The sequence below is a fragment of the Planococcus sp. ISL-110 genome (genome assembly GCF_018613575.1).
Taxonomy (GTDB): Bacteria; Bacillota; Bacilli; order Bacillales_A; family Planococcaceae; genus Planococcus.
Genome location: NZ_JAGGPX010000026.1, coordinates 1 through 16976 on the forward strand (window position 1 = coordinate 1; position 16976 = coordinate 16976).

General features: G+C 47.6%; 13 protein-coding genes, 17 tRNA genes, 1 rRNA gene and 1 pseudogene. 26 read left to right on the plus strand and 6 right to left on the minus strand.

Going from position 1 to position 16976, the window contains the following annotated elements:
- Positions 1-84: 84 nt before the first annotated feature.
- From rrf to J7I83_RS14895, 22 genes and pseudogenes are all read left to right on the plus strand, one after another.
- Positions 85-200, plus strand: a 5S ribosomal RNA gene (gene rrf / locus J7I83_RS14790).
- 11 nt (positions 201-211) lie between these two features.
- Positions 212-286: transfer RNA gene (locus tag J7I83_RS14795), tRNA-Asn, on the plus strand.
- Positions 287-291: 5 nt separating this feature from the next.
- Positions 292-381, plus strand: a tRNA-Ser gene (locus tag J7I83_RS14800).
- Between the two features lie 23 nt (positions 382-404).
- Positions 405-479 (plus strand) — tRNA-Glu (locus tag J7I83_RS14805).
- A gap of 7 nt (positions 480-486) precedes the next feature.
- Positions 487-562, plus strand: a tRNA-Val gene (locus J7I83_RS14810).
- 73 nt (positions 563-635) lie between these two features.
- Positions 636-712: transfer RNA gene (locus J7I83_RS14815), tRNA-Met, on the plus strand.
- Positions 713-715: 3 nt separating this feature from the next.
- Positions 716-791: transfer RNA gene (locus tag J7I83_RS14820), tRNA-Asp, on the plus strand.
- A 17-nt stretch (positions 792-808) separates the two neighbouring features.
- Positions 809-884, plus strand: a tRNA-Phe gene (locus J7I83_RS14825).
- A 25-nt stretch (positions 885-909) separates the two neighbouring features.
- Positions 910-985, plus strand: a tRNA-Thr gene (locus tag J7I83_RS14830).
- 7 nt (positions 986-992) lie between these two features.
- Positions 993-1076: transfer RNA gene (locus J7I83_RS14835), tRNA-Tyr, on the plus strand.
- A gap of 6 nt (positions 1077-1082) precedes the next feature.
- Positions 1083-1156 (plus strand) — tRNA-Trp (locus J7I83_RS14840).
- Between the two features lie 19 nt (positions 1157-1175).
- A tRNA-His gene (locus J7I83_RS14845) sits at positions 1176-1251 on the plus strand.
- Between the two features lie 42 nt (positions 1252-1293).
- Positions 1294-1369, plus strand: a tRNA-His gene (locus tag J7I83_RS14850).
- Positions 1370-1378: 9 nt separating this feature from the next.
- A tRNA-Gln gene (locus J7I83_RS14855) sits at positions 1379-1450 on the plus strand.
- Positions 1451-1457: 7 nt separating this feature from the next.
- Positions 1458-1532, plus strand: a tRNA-Gly gene (locus J7I83_RS14860).
- A gap of 6 nt (positions 1533-1538) precedes the next feature.
- A tRNA-Cys gene (locus J7I83_RS14865) sits at positions 1539-1612 on the plus strand.
- A gap of 9 nt (positions 1613-1621) precedes the next feature.
- Positions 1622-1705, plus strand: a tRNA-Leu gene (locus J7I83_RS14870).
- Between the two features lie 271 nt (positions 1706-1976).
- A pseudogene (locus tag J7I83_RS14875) lies at positions 1977-3114 on the plus strand (IS4 family transposase).
- A gap of 356 nt (positions 3115-3470) precedes the next feature.
- Positions 3471-3554 (plus strand) — tRNA-Leu (locus J7I83_RS14880).
- A 229-nt stretch (positions 3555-3783) separates the two neighbouring features.
- Positions 3784-6459 (plus strand): cation-transporting P-type ATPase, encoded by a 2676-nt coding sequence (locus J7I83_RS14885; RefSeq protein ID WP_215101975.1) that lies wholly within the window; start codon positions 3784-3786, stop codon positions 6457-6459.
- A gap of 42 nt (positions 6460-6501) precedes the next feature.
- Entirely contained in the window at positions 6502-7002 is a 501-nt protein-coding gene (locus J7I83_RS14890) for a VOC family protein (RefSeq protein WP_215101977.1), read from the plus strand.
- Between the two features lie 162 nt (positions 7003-7164).
- A complete protein-coding gene (locus J7I83_RS14895) occupies positions 7165-8244 on the plus strand; it encodes a C45 family autoproteolytic acyltransferase/hydrolase (RefSeq protein WP_215101979.1) in 1080 nt (359 codons plus the stop codon).
- A 19-nt stretch (positions 8245-8263) separates the two neighbouring features.
- On the opposite strand, the gene J7I83_RS14900 is transcribed toward J7I83_RS14895, so the two are convergent.
- A complete protein-coding gene (locus J7I83_RS14900; protein WP_215101981.1) occupies positions 8264-9310 on the minus strand; it encodes a C45 family autoproteolytic acyltransferase/hydrolase in 1047 nt (348 codons plus the stop codon).
- A gap of 278 nt (positions 9311-9588) precedes the next feature.
- Positions 9589-10251: a B3/B4 domain-containing protein gene (locus tag J7I83_RS14905; RefSeq protein ID WP_215101983.1), complete on the minus strand. Its 663-nt coding sequence runs from the start codon at positions 10249-10251 to the stop codon at positions 9589-9591.
- A gap of 65 nt (positions 10252-10316) precedes the next feature.
- Here J7I83_RS14905 and queG point away from each other — a divergent pair, with 65 nt between their 5' ends.
- The 3 genes from queG to J7I83_RS14920 all read left to right on the plus strand — a co-directional run bounded on the left by queG (position 10317) and on the right by J7I83_RS14920 (position 12579).
- Entirely contained in the window at positions 10317-11462 is a 1146-nt protein-coding gene (gene queG / locus J7I83_RS14910; RefSeq protein ID WP_215101985.1) for a tRNA epoxyqueuosine(34) reductase QueG, read from the plus strand.
- 9 nt (positions 11463-11471) lie between these two features.
- Positions 11472-11945 carry a tRNA (uridine(34)/cytosine(34)/5-carboxymethylaminomethyluridine(34)-2'-O)-methyltransferase TrmL gene (gene trmL / locus J7I83_RS14915; protein WP_215101986.1) on the plus strand — a complete coding sequence of 158 codons (474 nt, stop codon included), beginning with the start codon at positions 11472-11474 and terminating at the stop codon, positions 11943-11945.
- A 325-nt stretch (positions 11946-12270) separates the two neighbouring features.
- A complete protein-coding gene (locus tag J7I83_RS14920) occupies positions 12271-12579 on the plus strand; it encodes a hypothetical protein (protein ID WP_215101987.1) in 309 nt (102 codons plus the stop codon).
- Positions 12580-12684: 105 nt separating this feature from the next.
- Here the strand turns inward: J7I83_RS14920 and J7I83_RS14925 are convergent, their stop codons facing one another.
- Positions 12685-13986: an NCS2 family permease gene (locus J7I83_RS14925; protein WP_215101989.1), complete on the minus strand. Its 1302-nt coding sequence runs from the start codon at positions 13984-13986 to the stop codon at positions 12685-12687.
- A 282-nt stretch (positions 13987-14268) separates the two neighbouring features.
- On the opposite strand from J7I83_RS14925, the gene J7I83_RS14930 reads away from it, so the two are divergent.
- A complete protein-coding gene (locus J7I83_RS14930) occupies positions 14269-15099 on the plus strand; it encodes an aldo/keto reductase (protein ID WP_215101990.1) in 831 nt (276 codons plus the stop codon).
- Between the two features lie 38 nt (positions 15100-15137).
- Here the strand turns inward: J7I83_RS14930 and J7I83_RS14935 are convergent, their stop codons facing one another.
- Genes J7I83_RS14935 through J7I83_RS14945 form a run of 3 tightly spaced genes read right to left on the minus strand, consistent with a single transcriptional unit; the run spans position 15138 to position 16936 of the window.
- A complete protein-coding gene (locus J7I83_RS14935) occupies positions 15138-15983 on the minus strand; it encodes an RluA family pseudouridine synthase (protein ID WP_215101991.1) in 846 nt (281 codons plus the stop codon).
- Positions 15984-16037: 54 nt separating this feature from the next.
- Entirely contained in the window at positions 16038-16508 is a 471-nt protein-coding gene (locus tag J7I83_RS14940; protein WP_215101993.1) for a thioredoxin family protein, read from the minus strand.
- Positions 16505-16936, minus strand: coding sequence for a disulfide oxidoreductase (locus J7I83_RS14945; RefSeq protein ID WP_215101996.1), 432 nt, complete (start codon positions 16934-16936; stop codon positions 16505-16507). Before J7I83_RS14945 ends, J7I83_RS14940 begins: the two co-directional genes overlap by 4 nt.
- Positions 16937-16976 lie beyond the last annotated feature (40 nt).

A 16976-nucleotide genomic window follows, 5' to 3' on the forward strand; every position in this document is an offset into this window, starting at 1 on the left:
GAATAAGGAAAAGTTTTTAATAAAAAAGCTTGCAAAAACCTGTGAGATTGGTATAATAAATCTTGTCTTTCAAAATAAAATTAGTCTGGTAATGATGGCAAAGAGGCCACACCCGTTCCCATCCCGAACACGGCAGTTAAGCTCTTTTGCGCCGATGGTAGTTGGGGGTTTCCCCCTGTGAGAGTAGGACGTTGCCAGGCTGATCAACTATTCCGAAGTAGCTCAGTGGTAGAGCACCGCACTGTTAATGCGATGGTCGTAGGTTCGAGTCCTACCTTCGGAGCCAATTCTGGAGAGCTGTCCGAGTGGCCGAAGGAGCATGATTGGAAATCATGTAGGCGGGCAACCGTCTCAAGGGTTCGAATCCCTTGCTCTCCGCCAGTAGATAAGTTTCCAAAACATATGGCCCCTTGGTCAAGCGGTTAAGACACCGCCCTTTCACGGCGGTAACACGGGTTCGAATCCCGTAGGGGTCACCAATTTCATGGAGGATTAGCTCAGCTGGGAGAGCATCTGCCTTACAAGCAGAGGGTCGGCGGTTCGATCCCGTCATCCTCCACCAATTTACTCTTACACAATGAAAAATGTGCATTCACGAAAATGCAAGTCTAGTTGGTAGGGTTTAATAATATTATCGCGGGGTGGAGCAGTTCGGTAGCTCGTTGGGCTCATAACCCAAAGGTCGCAGGTTCAAATCCTGCCCCCGCAACCAAATGGTCCCGTGGTGTAGCGGTTAACATGCCTGCCTGTCACGCAGGAGATCGCCGGTTCGATCCCGGTCGGGACCGCCATTTTTATGTAACAAAGTGGGTCAGTAGCTCAGTCGGTAGAGCATTAGATTGAAGCTCTAAGTGTCGGCGGTTCGATTCCGTCCTGACCCACCATTTTTTATGAAATGAAAATCTCCATGCCGGAGTAGCTCAACTGGTAGAGCAACTGACTTGTAATCAGTAGGTTGAGGGTTCAAGTCCTTTCTCCGGCACCATTTTTACGGTGGGGTAGCGAAGTGGCTAAACGCGGCGGACTGTAAATCCGCTCCTTCGGGTTCGGCAGTTCGAATCTGCCCCCCACCACCAGTTTTTAGGGGCATAGTTTAACGGTAGAACAGAGGTCTCCAACACCTCCGATGTGGGTTCGATTCCTACTGCCCCTGCCATTTTTAAAATTTTATGATGGCGGTCGTGGCGAAGTGGTTAACGCACCGGATTGTGATTCCGGCACCCGGGGGTTCAATTCCCCTCGTCCGCCCCAATTTTTATTTCATTTGAGTTGTACTTATAAAATAGTAAAGTGGCGGTCGTGGCGAAGTGGTTAACGCACCGGATTGTGATTCCGGCACTCGGGGGTTCAATTCCCCTCGTCCGCCCCATCTTATTAGTGGGGTATAGCCAAGCGGTAAGGCAACGGGTTTTGATCCCGTCATGCCCTGGTTCGAATCCAGGTACCCCAGCTTTGTTGCGGAAGTAGTTCAGTGGTAGAACGCCACCTTGCCAAGGTGGAGGTCGCGAGTTCGAACCTCGTCTTCCGCTCCAATATTTGGCGGCATAGCCAAGCGGTAAGGCATGGGTCTGCAACACCCTTATCACCGGTTCGAGTCCGGTTGCCGCCTCCATAATATGTTGCCGGCGTGGCGGAATTGGCAGACGCGCGGGACTCAAAATCCCGTTCCTTCACGGGAGTGTCGGTTCGACCCCGACCGCCGGTATCATCAAAGGGCCTGCCTGCCCTTTTAAAACCCCTTAATTGTGAGTAATCACAGTTAAGGGGTTTTTTTGTTATTTCCTGGAGTTATCCAATGAGTTAGTTTGAAGATTCTGTTTTGAAAATATCTTTTAAGTTCAGTATATAGCTGTATTATAATTATATAAATTATCACACGTGTTGATTAACCAGAATCATCCAAATCAAGACAAAAAGAGACACCTTTCTTCTAGACTGTAAGTGCGAACCAACAACTACAGGAAGAGGTGTCCCTTATGAAACAGAATACCATGTTCCCGAACTTGATTCAAAAGTTTATTACAGACGAAGAAGTGGCCACGCTCACGGAGCTGATTGGCTATGAAGACACCACCCGGAAGCTCACTGTCGGCAAGTTGATTGAATACCTGGTGACCGCAGCGGCGTCCGAATGGAAGGGCTATCGTCATTGCGGCGACGTCGGAACTTCCGCGGGGCTGGCCGATGTCGACCACTCGACGATCTCCAAAAAGATGAAGGAACTCGACTACCAGTTGATGAAAAAAGCCTTCGCCTTGGTCGTAGGTAAATGCAACCGGGCGACAAGGTGCGCACTCAAAATTCCAAACCGGCTTCTCCTGGTAGATTCCACAACGATTACCGTAGGGAAAAACCGGCTCCCTTGGTCGCATTATCACGGCGAACGGTCGGGCATCAAGCTTCATGTCAGCTATACACCTGAAACCAATATGCCGCTAGACGTAGTTGAAACTACCGGTCTCGTACACGGTGGACCGGTCGGCGAACGCTTGGCCGACCGCCGGTTTATCCTGGTACAGGACCGGGCATATTTCAATATCAAACACATTGACCGGTTCGTATCGGATTACCAGGATTTTGTCATCCGAGTGAAAGAAAGTATCGAACTGTCGACCGTCAAATCGCTCCAGCGTCTGCCGGAGAAAGTGTCCAACGTCACCCGCGACTTCACCTGCCGGCTCGGAACGCCACAATCGCGCTCAACGAAACGGCCCCGCATGGTCTTTTTCACGGACCATGAAGGGCGTGAGATCCGGGGTCGTCACCAATCTTCTCAACCTGTCAGCTGAGGCCATCGCCCGAATCTACAAAGCACGTTGGGGCATCGAATCCTTTTTCCGCTGGATCAAACAGAACTTGAACGTGCCGAAGTTATTTGGCCAAATGCCCAATGCCGTCTACAACCAACTGTTTGCGGCCTTGATCGCGTATGTGTTGATCCAGTGGCTCTATCAAAAGACGAAATTGGCCATCCGGCTGCCGGCTTTGTCGCTTGTGGCTTTTCAGCGCACGCTGTTGACTGTTACACTGCCGCTAGTTTGGCTGGATGCTCTGACAACATCTCTGCACGAGTACTTTGCGCTCAGCAGGAGCAGTCTGTCATTTATTGGTTAATCAACACGCGTGATAAATTATTATATTTCAGTTAATAGGATATTTTACAAAAAAATAGGGTGGAAAATATCGTCAGTTCTAAGATAAATGTGTCTAGCAATTGAATGAAGCTGTTTTGATTTTTTATGTCTTCCTAAATGAGGCAGCCTCTTCAAGCTTAGTGTTTACTAGGAACAGCTTTAACCATGCCGGTCTCTTGGCATCTTTGGACGCTGTTTTTTCGGTTCTTTTTATGAATATTTTGCAGAATAAACGGATAAATAGATATGTTGGGTAATGTGTTTAATATATTAATAAAGTATTGGCGAGTGAAATGAAATATGATATAATAAATCTTGTCCGCTAAATCAATACTTGCCGGCGTGGCGGAATTGGCAGACGCGCGGGACTCAAAATCCCGTTCCTTCACCGGAGTGTCGGTTCGACCCCGACCGCCGGTATACTTAATACGATAGAATCAAGGTCCTGACTTAAATGTCAGGGCCTTTTTTCTTTGGTTTACTACCGATAAACTTATGTCAGGCAACTGATGATTTTTAAAATGGAAGGTCAATATTGGCAATTATACTTCAATCTGATTCATCGTAATTTACTATGTATAAAGTGTTATACTAGTCTGAATAATAAGCGAATGAAATATCATTCCAACAGTTGAAAAGAGGGACAGACATGAAGCAAAGAAATTGGTATGGCGTGGATACGGCTGACCTGCCGAGCCTTCTCGAAACAGACGCAGATAGCGGCTTGAGCGAAGAAGAGGCAGCGAAACGGCAGGCGGAATTTGGTCCGAATGAGCTGCCGGAAACAAAGAAAGACCCGGCACTTATCAAGTTTTTCAAGCATTTTAACGATGTGCTAATCTACGTGTTGCTGGCGGCAGCTGTCATCACTTTATTTTTAGGGCATTACATCGATACAGCGGTGATTTTGATGGTGGTTGTCATCAATGCGATTATCGGCTATATCCAACAAAGCAAAGCGGAAAAGGCATTGGACAGCATCCGGAAAATGTTGTCATTGAAAGCGACAACGATTCGGAGTTCAGTTAGGAAAGAAGTGCCATCAACCGAATTGGTACCTGGAGATATTGCCGTGCTTGCGGCGGGTGACAGGATTCCTGCTGATATTCGGATTCTGGAAGCGGACAATTTGAACGTGGAGGAATCGTCACTGACAGGCGAATCGACAGCGGTCGAAAAAAATTCGGCAGTGCTGCCGGATGATACAGGTTTGGGTGACCGTCTGAATATGCTGTTTGCAGGGACGACGATTGCTTCTGGTTCAGGAACGGGTATTGTTGTTGCGATCGGAGCGGATACCGAGCTTGGTAAAATCAGCTCTTCAATGGAAGAAGTCGATCAGCTGCAGACACCGCTGTTAAAACAGACGGCGGCTTTTGGAAAAGTGATTTCCTTGGTCATTGTCATCAGTGCAGCTACGATGTTTGGCATCGGTTACCTGTTCCATGATTACGAAACAGCCGAGTTACTGCTGGCGATTATCGGATTGACTGTGGCGGCGATTCCTGAAGGCTTGCCGGCTGTACTGTCCATCATCCTGGCGCTTGGCGTACAGCGCATGGCAGGAAAAAATGCCATCGTCCGAAACCTGCCATCGGTTGAGACGTTAGGAGCGGTAACGGTAATTTGTTCAGATAAAACTGGGACTTTGACAAAAAACGAAATGACTGTTACTTCCATAATGCTGAACGGGTATGAGTTTAAAATTACCGGAACCGGCTATTCACCTGTAGGAGCGATTCTGAAAGGCGAAGAACCAGCAAGATTTGAAGATCATCCGGATTTACAGGAATTTCTGACAGTCGTTAAAACGGTCAATGAAGCGTATTTAAGATGTGATGAAAAAGAGAATTGGGTCATCAGTGGGGATGCGACAGAAGGCTGTCTTATCACGGTCGCCGAAAAAGCGGGGGATGCCGTAGAGCGGCTTCCAATCCTGTCGAAAATCCCTTTTGATTCGAGCTATAAGTATATGGCGGCATTAGTCGAAAGGGACGGCAGCAAATGGATTTATGTAAAAGGTGCACCTGAGCGTTTATTGAAAATGGCCGATTTGGAATCTTCTGACGGGGAAGGGGCAGGCTGGCATAAAAAGATGTCGGAGCATGCGAACAACGGTGAGCGGCTGATCGGGGCTGCAGCTAAAAAAGTCTCTTCTTCCACTCTTTCCATTGACCATGAAGACATGGAGTCTGGATTCAGGCTGATCGGGCTGGCAGGAATCATCGATCCCCCGAGGGAAGAAGTTATTGAAGCGATTCAGCAATGCCGTACAGCTGGAATCATTGTGAAAATGATTACTGGTGACCATAAGGATACAGCGGTCGCCATCGGGGCTCAGATGGGCATAGGAGACGGCGAACGGGTACTTGAAGGCAAAGAACTTGACCGAATGGACGACCAGCAATTGACGCAGGCTGTGTTGGAATATGATGTCTTTGCGCGCACAAGTCCGAACAATAAGCTGCAGCTGGTTAAAGCATTGCAGGCAGAGCAGCATATTTGTGCCATGACCGGGGATGGCGTAAACGATGCACCTGCATTAAAACGGGCGGATATTGGCGTGGCTATGGGCATAAAAGGGACAGAAGTATCCAAAGAAGCAGCCGGAATGATACTGGTTGACGATAACTTCAGTACGATTGTCAACGCAGTGAAAGAAGGCAGGCGCGTCTACGATAACCTGAAAAAGACCATCCTGTTCATTTTGCCGACGAATGTATCGGAAGGCGCCTTGATCTTTGTAAGTATTTTGTTCGGGACCGCCTTGCCTTTGACGGCGGTGCAGATCCTTTGGGTGAATATGATTTCCGCCGTCACCATCTCCCTGGCGATTGCCTTTGAAAAATTAGAACCGGGTGCCATGAAGCGGCCACCGAGAAAACCGAATGCCAAATTGCTGAGCCCCTATTACATTTTCCGGGTCGCTTTTGTTTCATTTGTCATCTGTGGTGGAATCCTATTAATGAATATGCTATTAGCCGACCAGCAGGTGGATCCGGCTATCATCAATACGATGACACTGCAGGCATTGGTGATGTCGCAATTGATGTATTTGTTCAATTGCCGAAGCGAGACCGAATTTGCATTAGACCGGAATTTTTTCTCAAATAAAGTTGCATTTTTGGTATCGGGTATTTTGGTTGCTGTGCAGCTGGCGGTGACCTATGTGCCATTCATGAATTTCCTGCTTGGAACAGTTCCATTGGAAGCGCAGGATTGGTTATGGCCGATTGTGATCGGGGTTTCAGTGTTTATCATTGTGGAACTGGAGAAATGGATTGTCCGTCTGTACAGCAAGTCCAGCCAGAGCTCTAATAACTGATACATAGCCACTGCAGTTAGTTAGAGAAAGAAGGGGAATGGTATGGATACCAAACTTCAAAAAATCACAGTGAATTTTTGGTTTGACATGAATGCCGAAGAAGCCGTGGAGTTCTATACATCAGTCTTTAAAAACTCGAAAGTAATGCGCACGACGTATTATAGCGGTGCTGGCAAGGAAATAAATGGCATCGATGCGGGGAAAGTCATGACGATCGAATTCCAGATTGAAGGCCAGGATTTTTTGGCCCTGAACGGCGGTCCCGCGTTTCAGTATAACGAAGCGATTTCGTTCATCATCAATTGTGAGTCTCAGGAAGAAGTGGATTATTACTGGAATAAACTTACCGAAGGCGGCGACGAGAAGGCGCAGGTTTGTGGCTGGCTGAAGGACCGTTTCGGCATTTCTTGGCAAGTGGTGCCAGTCGAATTGAATGACATGCTGGTCGATGCGGAAACGGAAAAAATGGAGCGGGTGACAAATGCGCTGCTGCAAATGAAGAAGTTGGATTTGAATGCGTTGCGGCAGGCATACGAAGGATGACACCGGAACGCAGTGGCTGTTCCTGCCTTATGATTTTCATAAGGCAGGATTTTTTTTTGCATAAGAGATCTTGAAAAATTCAAAACGGAGCTTTTGAGTTTCATTCCGGAAATGTGTATGCTGAAATATAATCGGTGATTCTGAAGAATAAAGGAGAATTTGATGAAACCTATACATAGTGATATTTTGGAGTTCAGAGGAAGCCATTACGATTTTGGATTCAGGCAAGGGGAGCTTTTAAAAGACAGCATTACCCTGGACAATCGAACAAAGCAATGGAAGGCGAAGCGGCCGAGGTTTGAAATAGACGTGCAGGATACGGAAGATGCTTACCGCAGGTTTGCGCCTGGAATCTGGGATGAGTTGGCCGGTCTGCAGGAAAGCCTCAAATTGCCGTTGGAAGACGTGCTGCGTGATTTCGGCGGTTACCGGATTGACGCTATGCCTTCCGGTTGTTCAATCGTTACCGGAACGGATTTTATGGTGCGGAACTATGACTTTCATCCGCAGACCTATGAAGGACGCTTTAGCCTGTTTCAACCGGACGACCAGGGCTATGCCATCATTGGGCCGACTTCACGCATCACCGGCCGGATGGACGGCATGAATGAGAAAGGGTTAGCCATGGGCTATAACTTCACGCATCGAAAAAAGCCCGGAGACGGTTTTGTCTGTTACCTGATCGGCCGTATCATCCTGGAAACCTGCGCCACCATCGAAGAAGCGGTAGCGCTGCTGAAGGAGATCCCTCATCGTGGGTCGTTCAGCTACATTGTGACCGACCCGAGCGGTGAAACACGCATCATCGAAGCGAGCCCACGCTCAGTCGATGTTCGGATCAGCAATGTCTGCACCAACCACTTCGAAATCCATCAACATGAAAACCGCAATTATTTGAAGGATTCGTTTGACCGTCTGGAAGCCATCCATAATCAGAGAAGCCAGACAGAAGACGCACTTCAGGCGTTCCGTTTGTTCAACGACACGGACAAAGGCGTATTCTCACAGCTGTATAAAAGCTGGGCAGGGACCATTCATACGTCTTTGTATTTGCCGAAGGAAAAGAGTGTCTGGTTCGCGCTTGGCGGAAATCAACAGCCGACCGTTTTTAATTTTGACAGTTGGCTGCAAGGGGACGATTTGGACGTTCAGAAAATACATGGAGCGGTGGATACAGACATCGGATTTGCCCATGTGGACAAGCAGTTTTTATCCCAACACAAAAAAGGCGCCAGCATTTAAGTTGTTGGCGCCTTTCGTTTTAAAGTTCGGCCATATGGGCAAATGGCAGGTGCGTATCGATTTTTCCGTTGATGCGTTTGGCGTATAATCGCTCGCCCTGGAGCCATTTTTCAAAATTAAGCATCAGCGGCAGGCGGTCCGGTCCGATGGCAAATCCAACTTCCAGGCTGTGCTGGAAATAAGAAGCGGTGTGCAAGGTACCGGAAGCTGTGCTGTATTTTTTCGAGAAGACGCCTTTTTCTGAGTCATTCAATAGCCGAAATGCACTGTAGGCGTCGATTTGGTTTTGCTGCTGCGTCTGCATCATTTCCTCTCTTCTGCGCGAGTCGTCTGTCTGGTAGCGGTTTTCCTCCACCAGCAATTCAAAATGATTGGTGGAAACAGCGGATTCACGAACCACAACAGAACGCGGCGAAGCTTCGACAACCACGGATTTTCCGGTACGGTCCAACAGCACATAGCTGAAGGAACGGCGATGCGGAAGTTCTTCTAGCAAAGCCACAGCGTCATCGATGGTTGCACAGTTTTCTAAAATCAGACGGCCGATCATATTGCAAATAAAGCCATCTTCCGAATTTCGGCGGTTGATGAAATTGTAGCCCATCACCAGGCCTTTTTCATTCATGCCGTCGGTGCGGCCGGTGATTTGCATGGTTGGTCCGATGGTCGAGAATCCGCCGTCCGTCGGCTGGTACAGGGCAAACCGTCCTTCGTAGCCTTCCGGTGAACTGTCATAGTTCCGGACCATGAAATCAGACTCAGTGTAAATGGAGCAGCCGCTCCGTGTGTATTCCAAATAGTAGCCGCCGAACTCACGGATGGCGTCATGCATGGGCCAATCCAGGGCATCAGCCAGGCCGTTTATTTCCTCCCAAACTCTAGGGGCTAAAGTTACCAGAATATTTTTTGCGCGTTGTTCATCTATGATCAAATGGCGGCTGGAGGCCTTGCGTTGTTTTTTGCGGTTGGGAAGAATCAGGGACTCTTTCAGTAATTCCCCCTGCATTCGGCCAAAATCGTAATGGCTTCCCCGAAACTGGACAATGTCGCTATGCACTCGTTTCATGTATGGATCCCTCTTTTATTCATCAATGTAAGAAAAGTTTACTGCATCGCTGTGCGAATGAAAAAGAATATGCTTACAGGCCGGATTTCAGTATGCTGGGGTTGTGAAAAAGTTCATTTTATATGCCGCTGCAGGAAATGTACTGAATGTAAAAGAGTCTAGAGCAATTTGCAAAATTAAAGAAAAAGTAGAGAAGTTCGGTTCAGTCATTATCTTAGGCAAAAATAGACAGGCCGACACTTCGAAGAAACAGAGTGCCGGCCTGTCTATTTTTCTAGTTAAACTACGTAAAATTCGGCCTCTCCACCGTTGATGCCTGTGAACATATTAGAAGCGGCGCTCAGAAGCTGCAAAGCTGTGTCTCTTTCCATAGAAGGACGCAGATAGAAAATGTGCAGGGCATTTTTTGTCTGTTCGGTGACAGCTGTCCTTGTAGAATCGACGTAGGGGCTGCCGAACGCGCCTGCAGCATCTTTGGATACCAGAATGCCGTTCAATGTGTTGACGCGGTTATTCAAGCCATCGTAGCGGTCTGCGCTGGTACCAACCTCGATGTCAACATCGCCTTTAATTTTATCGGCATCATACAGCCCGAGCGGAATTTCGTATTGCAGCGATAGGAAGCTGTTCATGTCGATAGCCGAATTGATCGTCGACAAGTAATTCTGTTTTTTGATCCGGCGGTAGAGTGCTTCTGCAGATGGCCGGTAACGGCTAGGATCAGTCCCCAATGCTTTCCAGACCAATTGCCATTCGAGCAGACCGGGAAAATCCGTCAGTTCTTTTTCTTCCAAATCAAAGTACAGTTGCTCCTGAAAAAGCTGAAGACGGCCTTTTAACATTTGAGGTGATTCGGAAACGGTGATATTGTTATAATGAATGATGCCAATTTTAAAATTGCTTAGCGTTTCGTTTATTTGAGGATCGATTGTCAGTTTCATAGCAATCTTCCTTTCGCATAAGGATTTTTATTATCGTATCATAGAATTGAGTGAGGGGTTGCGACATGAATCTTGATCAATTTCAAAAAGACCTTGTTGCGTATGCCTCGGAGATCGGGATTGATAAAATCGGTTTTGCATCAGCAGAACCTTTTTATAGCTTAAAGCATCAATTGATTCGACAGCAGCAGTTGAATTACCAGTCTGGATTTGAAGAAGCGGACGTAGAAAAACGCACGCGTCCGGAGCTGCTGCTGAATGAAGCCGTCAGCATCATCGCCATTGCGATCGCCTACCCGTCACGGATGGCGGATGCACCGCAGGGGGTAAAAGGCGCGCGCCGTGGAATCTTCTCCCGGTCGTCCTGGGGCAAGGATTACCATGCTGCCCTCAGGGAGCGGCTGACGCTGCTGGAAGCATTTATTGCAGCCCATTATCCGGAAGCCCGGATGCGGTCGATGGTGGATACAGGGGAGCTGTCTGATCGTGCAGTGGCAGAGCGCGCCGGCATTGGCTGGAGCGCCAAGAATACCAACATCATTACACCGGAATTCGGTTCGTATGTGTACCTTGGCGAAATGATCACCAATATTCCTTTCCGTTTTGATGAGCCGATGGAGGACCAATGCGGCGACTGCCGTTTGTGCATTGATACCTGTCCGACAGACGCAATTGTTGAAGGCGGCCAATTGAACGCCCAGCGCTGCATTTCGTTTTTGACGCAGACAAAAGGTTTTCTGCCTGATGAGTTCCGCGGCAAAATCGGCAATCGGCTGTATGGCTGCGATACATGCCAGACCGTGTGTCCGAAAAACAAGCGTAAGGTCAATCGGATCCATGCGGAATTCGAACCGGATCCAGAAATCGCCAAGCCGCTGCTCGAGCCTTTATTGACGATTTCCAATCGGGAATTCAAGGGTAAGTTTGGGTACGTGTCGGGTTCGTGGCGTGGCAAAAAGCCGATTCAGCGAAACGCCATTTTGGCGCTGGCGCATTTCAAGGAAACGTCTGCAGTGCCCACGCTGATCAATTTATTGGAAAGCGATGAGCGGCCGGTCATACGGGGAACCGCAGCATGGGCAATCGGCAAAATCGGAACGGCTGAAGGCTTGGGGGCGCTAGAACTTGCGCAGCAGGAAGAAAAAGATGTAGAAGTTCAAGAGGAAATTCAAAAAGGATTGGCATTTTTTGCTGAAGGATTGAAAGGATAAGTGACAGATTTGGCTATTCATATTGTGTTGTACCAACCGCTGATTCCAGCGAATACAGGAAATATCGCGCGTTCGTGTGCAGGGACAGGAGTAAAGCTGCACCTGATCCGACCGCTCGGGTTCTCAACGGACGATAAGATGCTGAAACGCGCCGGACTCGATTACTGGGAGCATGTCGATATTCATTATTACGACGGACTGCAGGAGCTTTTTGACCGGTATCAGGACGGGGAGTTCTACTATATTACAAAGTTTGGGGCAAAGCCGCATACTTCTTTCGACTTTTCGGAGAGAGAAAAGGACCATTTCTTTATTTTCGGACAGGAAACAAAAGGTCTGCCGCAGGAATTGCTCGAACAAAATCCGGATCATTGCCTGCGTATTCCGATGAATGACAATATCCGTTCGCTTAATTTGTCGAACACGGCTGCCATTCTGATGTATGAAGCTCTGCGCCAGCAGGATTATCCAGGCTTGGAATAGAAAAAAGGACAGCGGATTTCGCTGTCCCTTTGTACTATTCTCTTTCGTTTGTTCCAGGCTTGTCATCGTATCCAGCAGTTAAAATAGCTACTAAGAACGAAACACAAATACCCAAAATAAGGATTAAGTTCATAATAATGACCTCCTTGAAATGTGCATCTTTGTTTAGTATAGACTACAACAGGGAAAAATGAAATATGCAACATCCATTGAAATGTGGATAATTTCTGTCGGTCTGAAAGACCGGAAGCGGAAAGAAAATGAAACTTTTGCGCTGTTCGTCCGTATTAGGTAGATAAGAACGTTAAAGAAGGGATGATAACGAATGAAAATGAAAATTTCTGTCGCTTTGCTTTGGATCACGGGTCTGGCTGAAGCGTTTCTTGCGATTCCGTTAATTGGTGGGGGCTTTGTCATCAGCACCGGCTATACGGCTTTAGGTGTTATGTTTGTACTTCATGCGATTACATTGTTCTTTTGTTTCCGAGAGTATTCACCGAAATCGGGATCGATTCTTGGAATCATCACCAGCCTTATTGCCTGGATTCCGGGTATTGGTTGGGTGTTCCATTTGATTACAGCAGCCGTCTTGCTGATTACTGCAGCAATGACTGGCAACAGAGCACGAATCTAAACAAAAAACCGCCAATTGGCGGTTTTTTTTAGGTTATTAAAAAATTCTTGTTTTTTCATTTCGCTTCAGGCGGACGCGTTCCACGGGCACGGCTTGTCAGGCTGGTTAATGGGGGGCGATCAGCAATTGAATCGCAAACAGCACAGCAAATACGTAAAGGATCGGATGAACCGATTTGCCTTTGCCTTTAAAGATTTTCATCAGCGGATAAGCGATGAATCCGAAAGCGATGCCCGTCGCGATGCTTGAAGTCAATGGCATCGCCAAGACAATCAGAAATGCTGGGAATGCTTCGTCAAATTCTTCCCATTCAATGTGTTTGACCGCACCGATCATCAAGCTTCCGACGATGATCAATGCCGGTGCTGTTATCGCTGCCACATTGGATAAGGCACCAACCAAGGGACCGAAAAACGCAGCGATGATAAATAGGACGGCAACCGTTAAACTCGTTAGCCCTGTGCGTCCGCCTGCTGCAACGCCTGCGGATGATTCCACATAAGCGGAAGTCGGACTTGTCCCGACCATTGCGCCTGCTGTGGCTGCCACAGAGTCAGCCAGTAAAGCTTGGCGCATTCTTGGCATTTTATTGTCTTTCATCAAGCCTGCCTGTTTGGCTACACCGATCATTGTACCGGTCGTATCAAATAAGGTCACCAATAGGAACGAAAAGACAACGCCGTACAAGCCGAATTCAATGACCAATTGGAGCGCTTCAATCGGATTCCAGATCAGGATGCCTTCAGGCAATGACGGAAGCTGCATCAAGCCGCCTTCAAATTTTAATTGGCCAGTGAAAAAGGCGACGATACCGGTAACGATCATCCCGTAGAAAATGCCGCCATGAATGTTCAAAGACATAAAGATGACCGTAATCAGTAAACCGAGCAGGGTCAATGCTACCGGTGGGGAAGTCAAATCTCCCAAACCGACCAGATTGGCTTCATTGGCAACAATCAGGCCGCTCAGCCTCATGCCGATAAAAGCGATGAAAAGGCCGATTCCGGCTGTGATGGCATGCTTCAAGTTTTCAGGAATTGCCTGAATCAATACTTTCCGCATAGAAGTCAGCGACAGCAACACAAAAATAAGGCCGGCGATAAACACTGCCGCAAATGCGGTGACATAGTCGATGGCACCATCTGAACCCAACACCATGGATGTAAAATAGGCATTCAAGCCCATGCCCGGCGCAATGGCGATCGGGTAATTGGCGGCTAATGCCATCCACAAGGTACCGATGGCAGCTGCGATGATTGTCGCCAAAAATACCTGGTCAAACGGAACGCCCGCTGCGCCTAAAATAACGGGATTGACAATGACGATATAGGCCATGGTCAGGAACGTCGTCATTCCGGCAGTAATTTCAGTTTTTATAGTGGTATTATTTTCTTTTAAATGAAACATAAGGAGCTCCTCCTAAAACACGAACAATTTTAAACAACATCATATATAATATTCGTTTTGAGATTAAAGTGCAAGAGCCTTTTGAAAGATCCTTAAAGTAGAAAGCATCTTTATAAGTTGAATTGAGAGCTCTATAAGTGAAACGTAAGAATCGTCATTTCAGACACCGCTTTGGCCGCTCTGAGCAAGCGCTAAACGGCCAAAGCGATGTATAAAGGCTTGTTATTTAAGTTCAACTTATCTGCTATTATTTGTACAATGGAAAAAGAAAGGATGATAACAATGAAATTAGCGATCGATTCGACAAAAACTTTACATAATGGTGTGGAAATGCCGCGCTTTGGTTTAGGTGTATACAAAATGACCGATAAGGAAGCGGCAGTAGAAGCTATGATCACGGCCATTGGAGCAGGCTATGGAGCGATTGACACAGCGACAGTTTACGACAATGAAGCGGAAGTGGGCAAAGCGGTGCGGAATTCCGGCGTCAAGCGGGAAGAGCTGTTCATCACTTCAAAAGTCTGGAACACAGACCAGGGATACGATGAAACTCTGCGTGCGTTCGAAGCTTCCTTAAAACGCCTTGGCTTTGATTACTTGGACCTTTATTTGACACATTGGGCGATTGAAGGGAAATACGTGGATACGTACCGTGCCATCCAGCGCCTCTATGATGAAAAGCTGGTTCGTTCAATCGGCGTCTCCAATCACCAGCAGCATCATTTGGAGAAACTCCTGGCAACAGCCAACACCAAACCGATGGTCAATCAAATCGAATTGCATCCTCAACTGACTCAGGTTCCGCTTCGGAGCTATTGTGCCGAGCAGGACATTGCTGTAACATCCTGGTCTCCATTGGCGCGGGGCCGGCTATTGGAAGATCCGGTGCTTTCGGAAATTGCCAATACCCATGGCAAGACGATTGCACAAGTCATCATCCGCTGGCATCTGCAAAGCGACTTGATCGTCATCCCAAAATCAGTGACGCCGTCGCGCATTAAAGAAAATGCACAGGTTTTCGATTTTTTGTTGACGGAAGAAGAGATGAAAGGGATTGACGGACTGAACCAAGATTGGCGCAGCGGAACACATCCGGACGAAATAAAGGCATAAGAAAAGCAAGTTCCCCGAAAAGGAACTTGCTTTTCTTATTATCTTGCTGAATCCTCAACCACCACTTTTTCATTGGTGAACGGGTGGATAAACGACATACGGAAAGCGTGAAGATGGTAGGCGCCGTCTTGAGTAGACGGTCCTTCGTAGAGCGTGTCTCCGACAATCGGATGGCCGATATGTGCGAGGTGGGTGCGGATTTGATGCGTGCGTCCTGTTTCAAGTGTCAGATGAAGCAAGGATTTTCCTTCCATCTGCTTCAAGACACGGTAATGCGTCACTGCGCTTTGGCCAGTTTGAGAAACCATGCGGCGAGTCGGGTGATGACGATCGCGGCCGATCGGGAAATCGATGGTTCCGGATTTATTGTGCACTTTGCCTTTGACGACAGCTTCGTAGTCACGGACCAGCTGTTTTTGTTCCAGCATGCGGTCCAAGACGTTTTTAGCGACAGGATGCTTCGCGACCATCAACAGGCCGGATGTTCCCTGGTCCAAGCGGTGGACGTGCTCTCCGTAAGATCCGCCGTTGCGGATAATATGCCCAAGAATGGCGTTGATGAACGTATCGGTTTGTCCAACTTCATTGGGATGCGTGGCCATGCCTTTTGGTTTGCGGGCTATAATAAAGTGATCGTCTTCGAAAAGCACAGGAAGCTCGACATCGTGTTTCGGCTCGTAAGGCGATTCTGCAGGTGGCAAATCGAAATTCAGAACGGTTCCGGCCGGCAAAGGCTCTTTCCAAACCACTTCCTGGAATTTATCGTTTTTGACGCTTTTGGCCATGCGCATTTGGTGGACCACTTTTTTGCCAAGTCCCCATTCGGTTCTCAGCAATTCTTCGACGGTCATGCCGTCGTCTTTGATTTCATAACTCCAAGTCATCTGGTTTCCTCCATAAAAAAGGATCATGCGCCAGGCACATGATCCTTTTGTCAGTTATTTTTTAACTACATCGGTGAAAAATTGTTCAATATTCTCTTTTGGCTGTGCGCCGACCCAACGTGAAACTTCTTCGCCATTATCGTAATGGACCAGTGTCGGTGTAGAATCGACCGTATATTGTTGCCAGCCCTGCTCATACTCTAACAGATTATACTGCAAAACGTCTATATCCATATCTTCAGCAACAGGCATCAAAACAGGAGTGGTCTGCTGACAGTATTGGCAGGTCGGGCTGAAAAAATAAACTGTAGTAGGCTCGCCGCTGGCAATCTGGTCTTCCAAATCGGACGGCACAACAATGTTCTGGTAGTGTTCATCGTCCAGTTGATCAATTGTTGCTTGCTCTAGGTCTTCTGTATCGTACGGGTTGTTTGCCAGTTTTTCATCGTTTGCCTGACTCGTCAAAAAAACGATTCCGGCGAAAATGACAACGACAATTCCCGCGATGATCAATAATTTCTTCATTTTTGTTTTTCCTCCTTAAGGGACTTCAATAAATAAATGCCCATTCCGGCAATCAGGATAAATGCGGTCAATGCCAAAAACGGAATGGTGATGAATCCAAGGTAATTGATGTATTCCCCGGTACATGGAACCTGTCCGCAGGATGGTGCGGACTCTGCCAGAGAATCGAGCTTCTGCAGGCCGTAATGGTATAGGGAAATCCCTCCGCCTACGATGGAGAAAATCAGTGTGGTAGCTGCAATTCGAACATTTTTCTGTACATAGGCCAAGCCGATGACGATGACAAGCGGGTACATGAAAATGCGTTGGATCCAGCACAGTTCGCACGGGGCATAGCCGCGGATTTCAGAAAAATAAAGCGAACCCGATGTGGCGACAAGAGCCACAACCCACATGGAAAGCAAAACATTTTCCTGGCTTTTCGTCATTTGGTGCTCCCTCTTTTCAAAAAATACTTCTATAGAATTA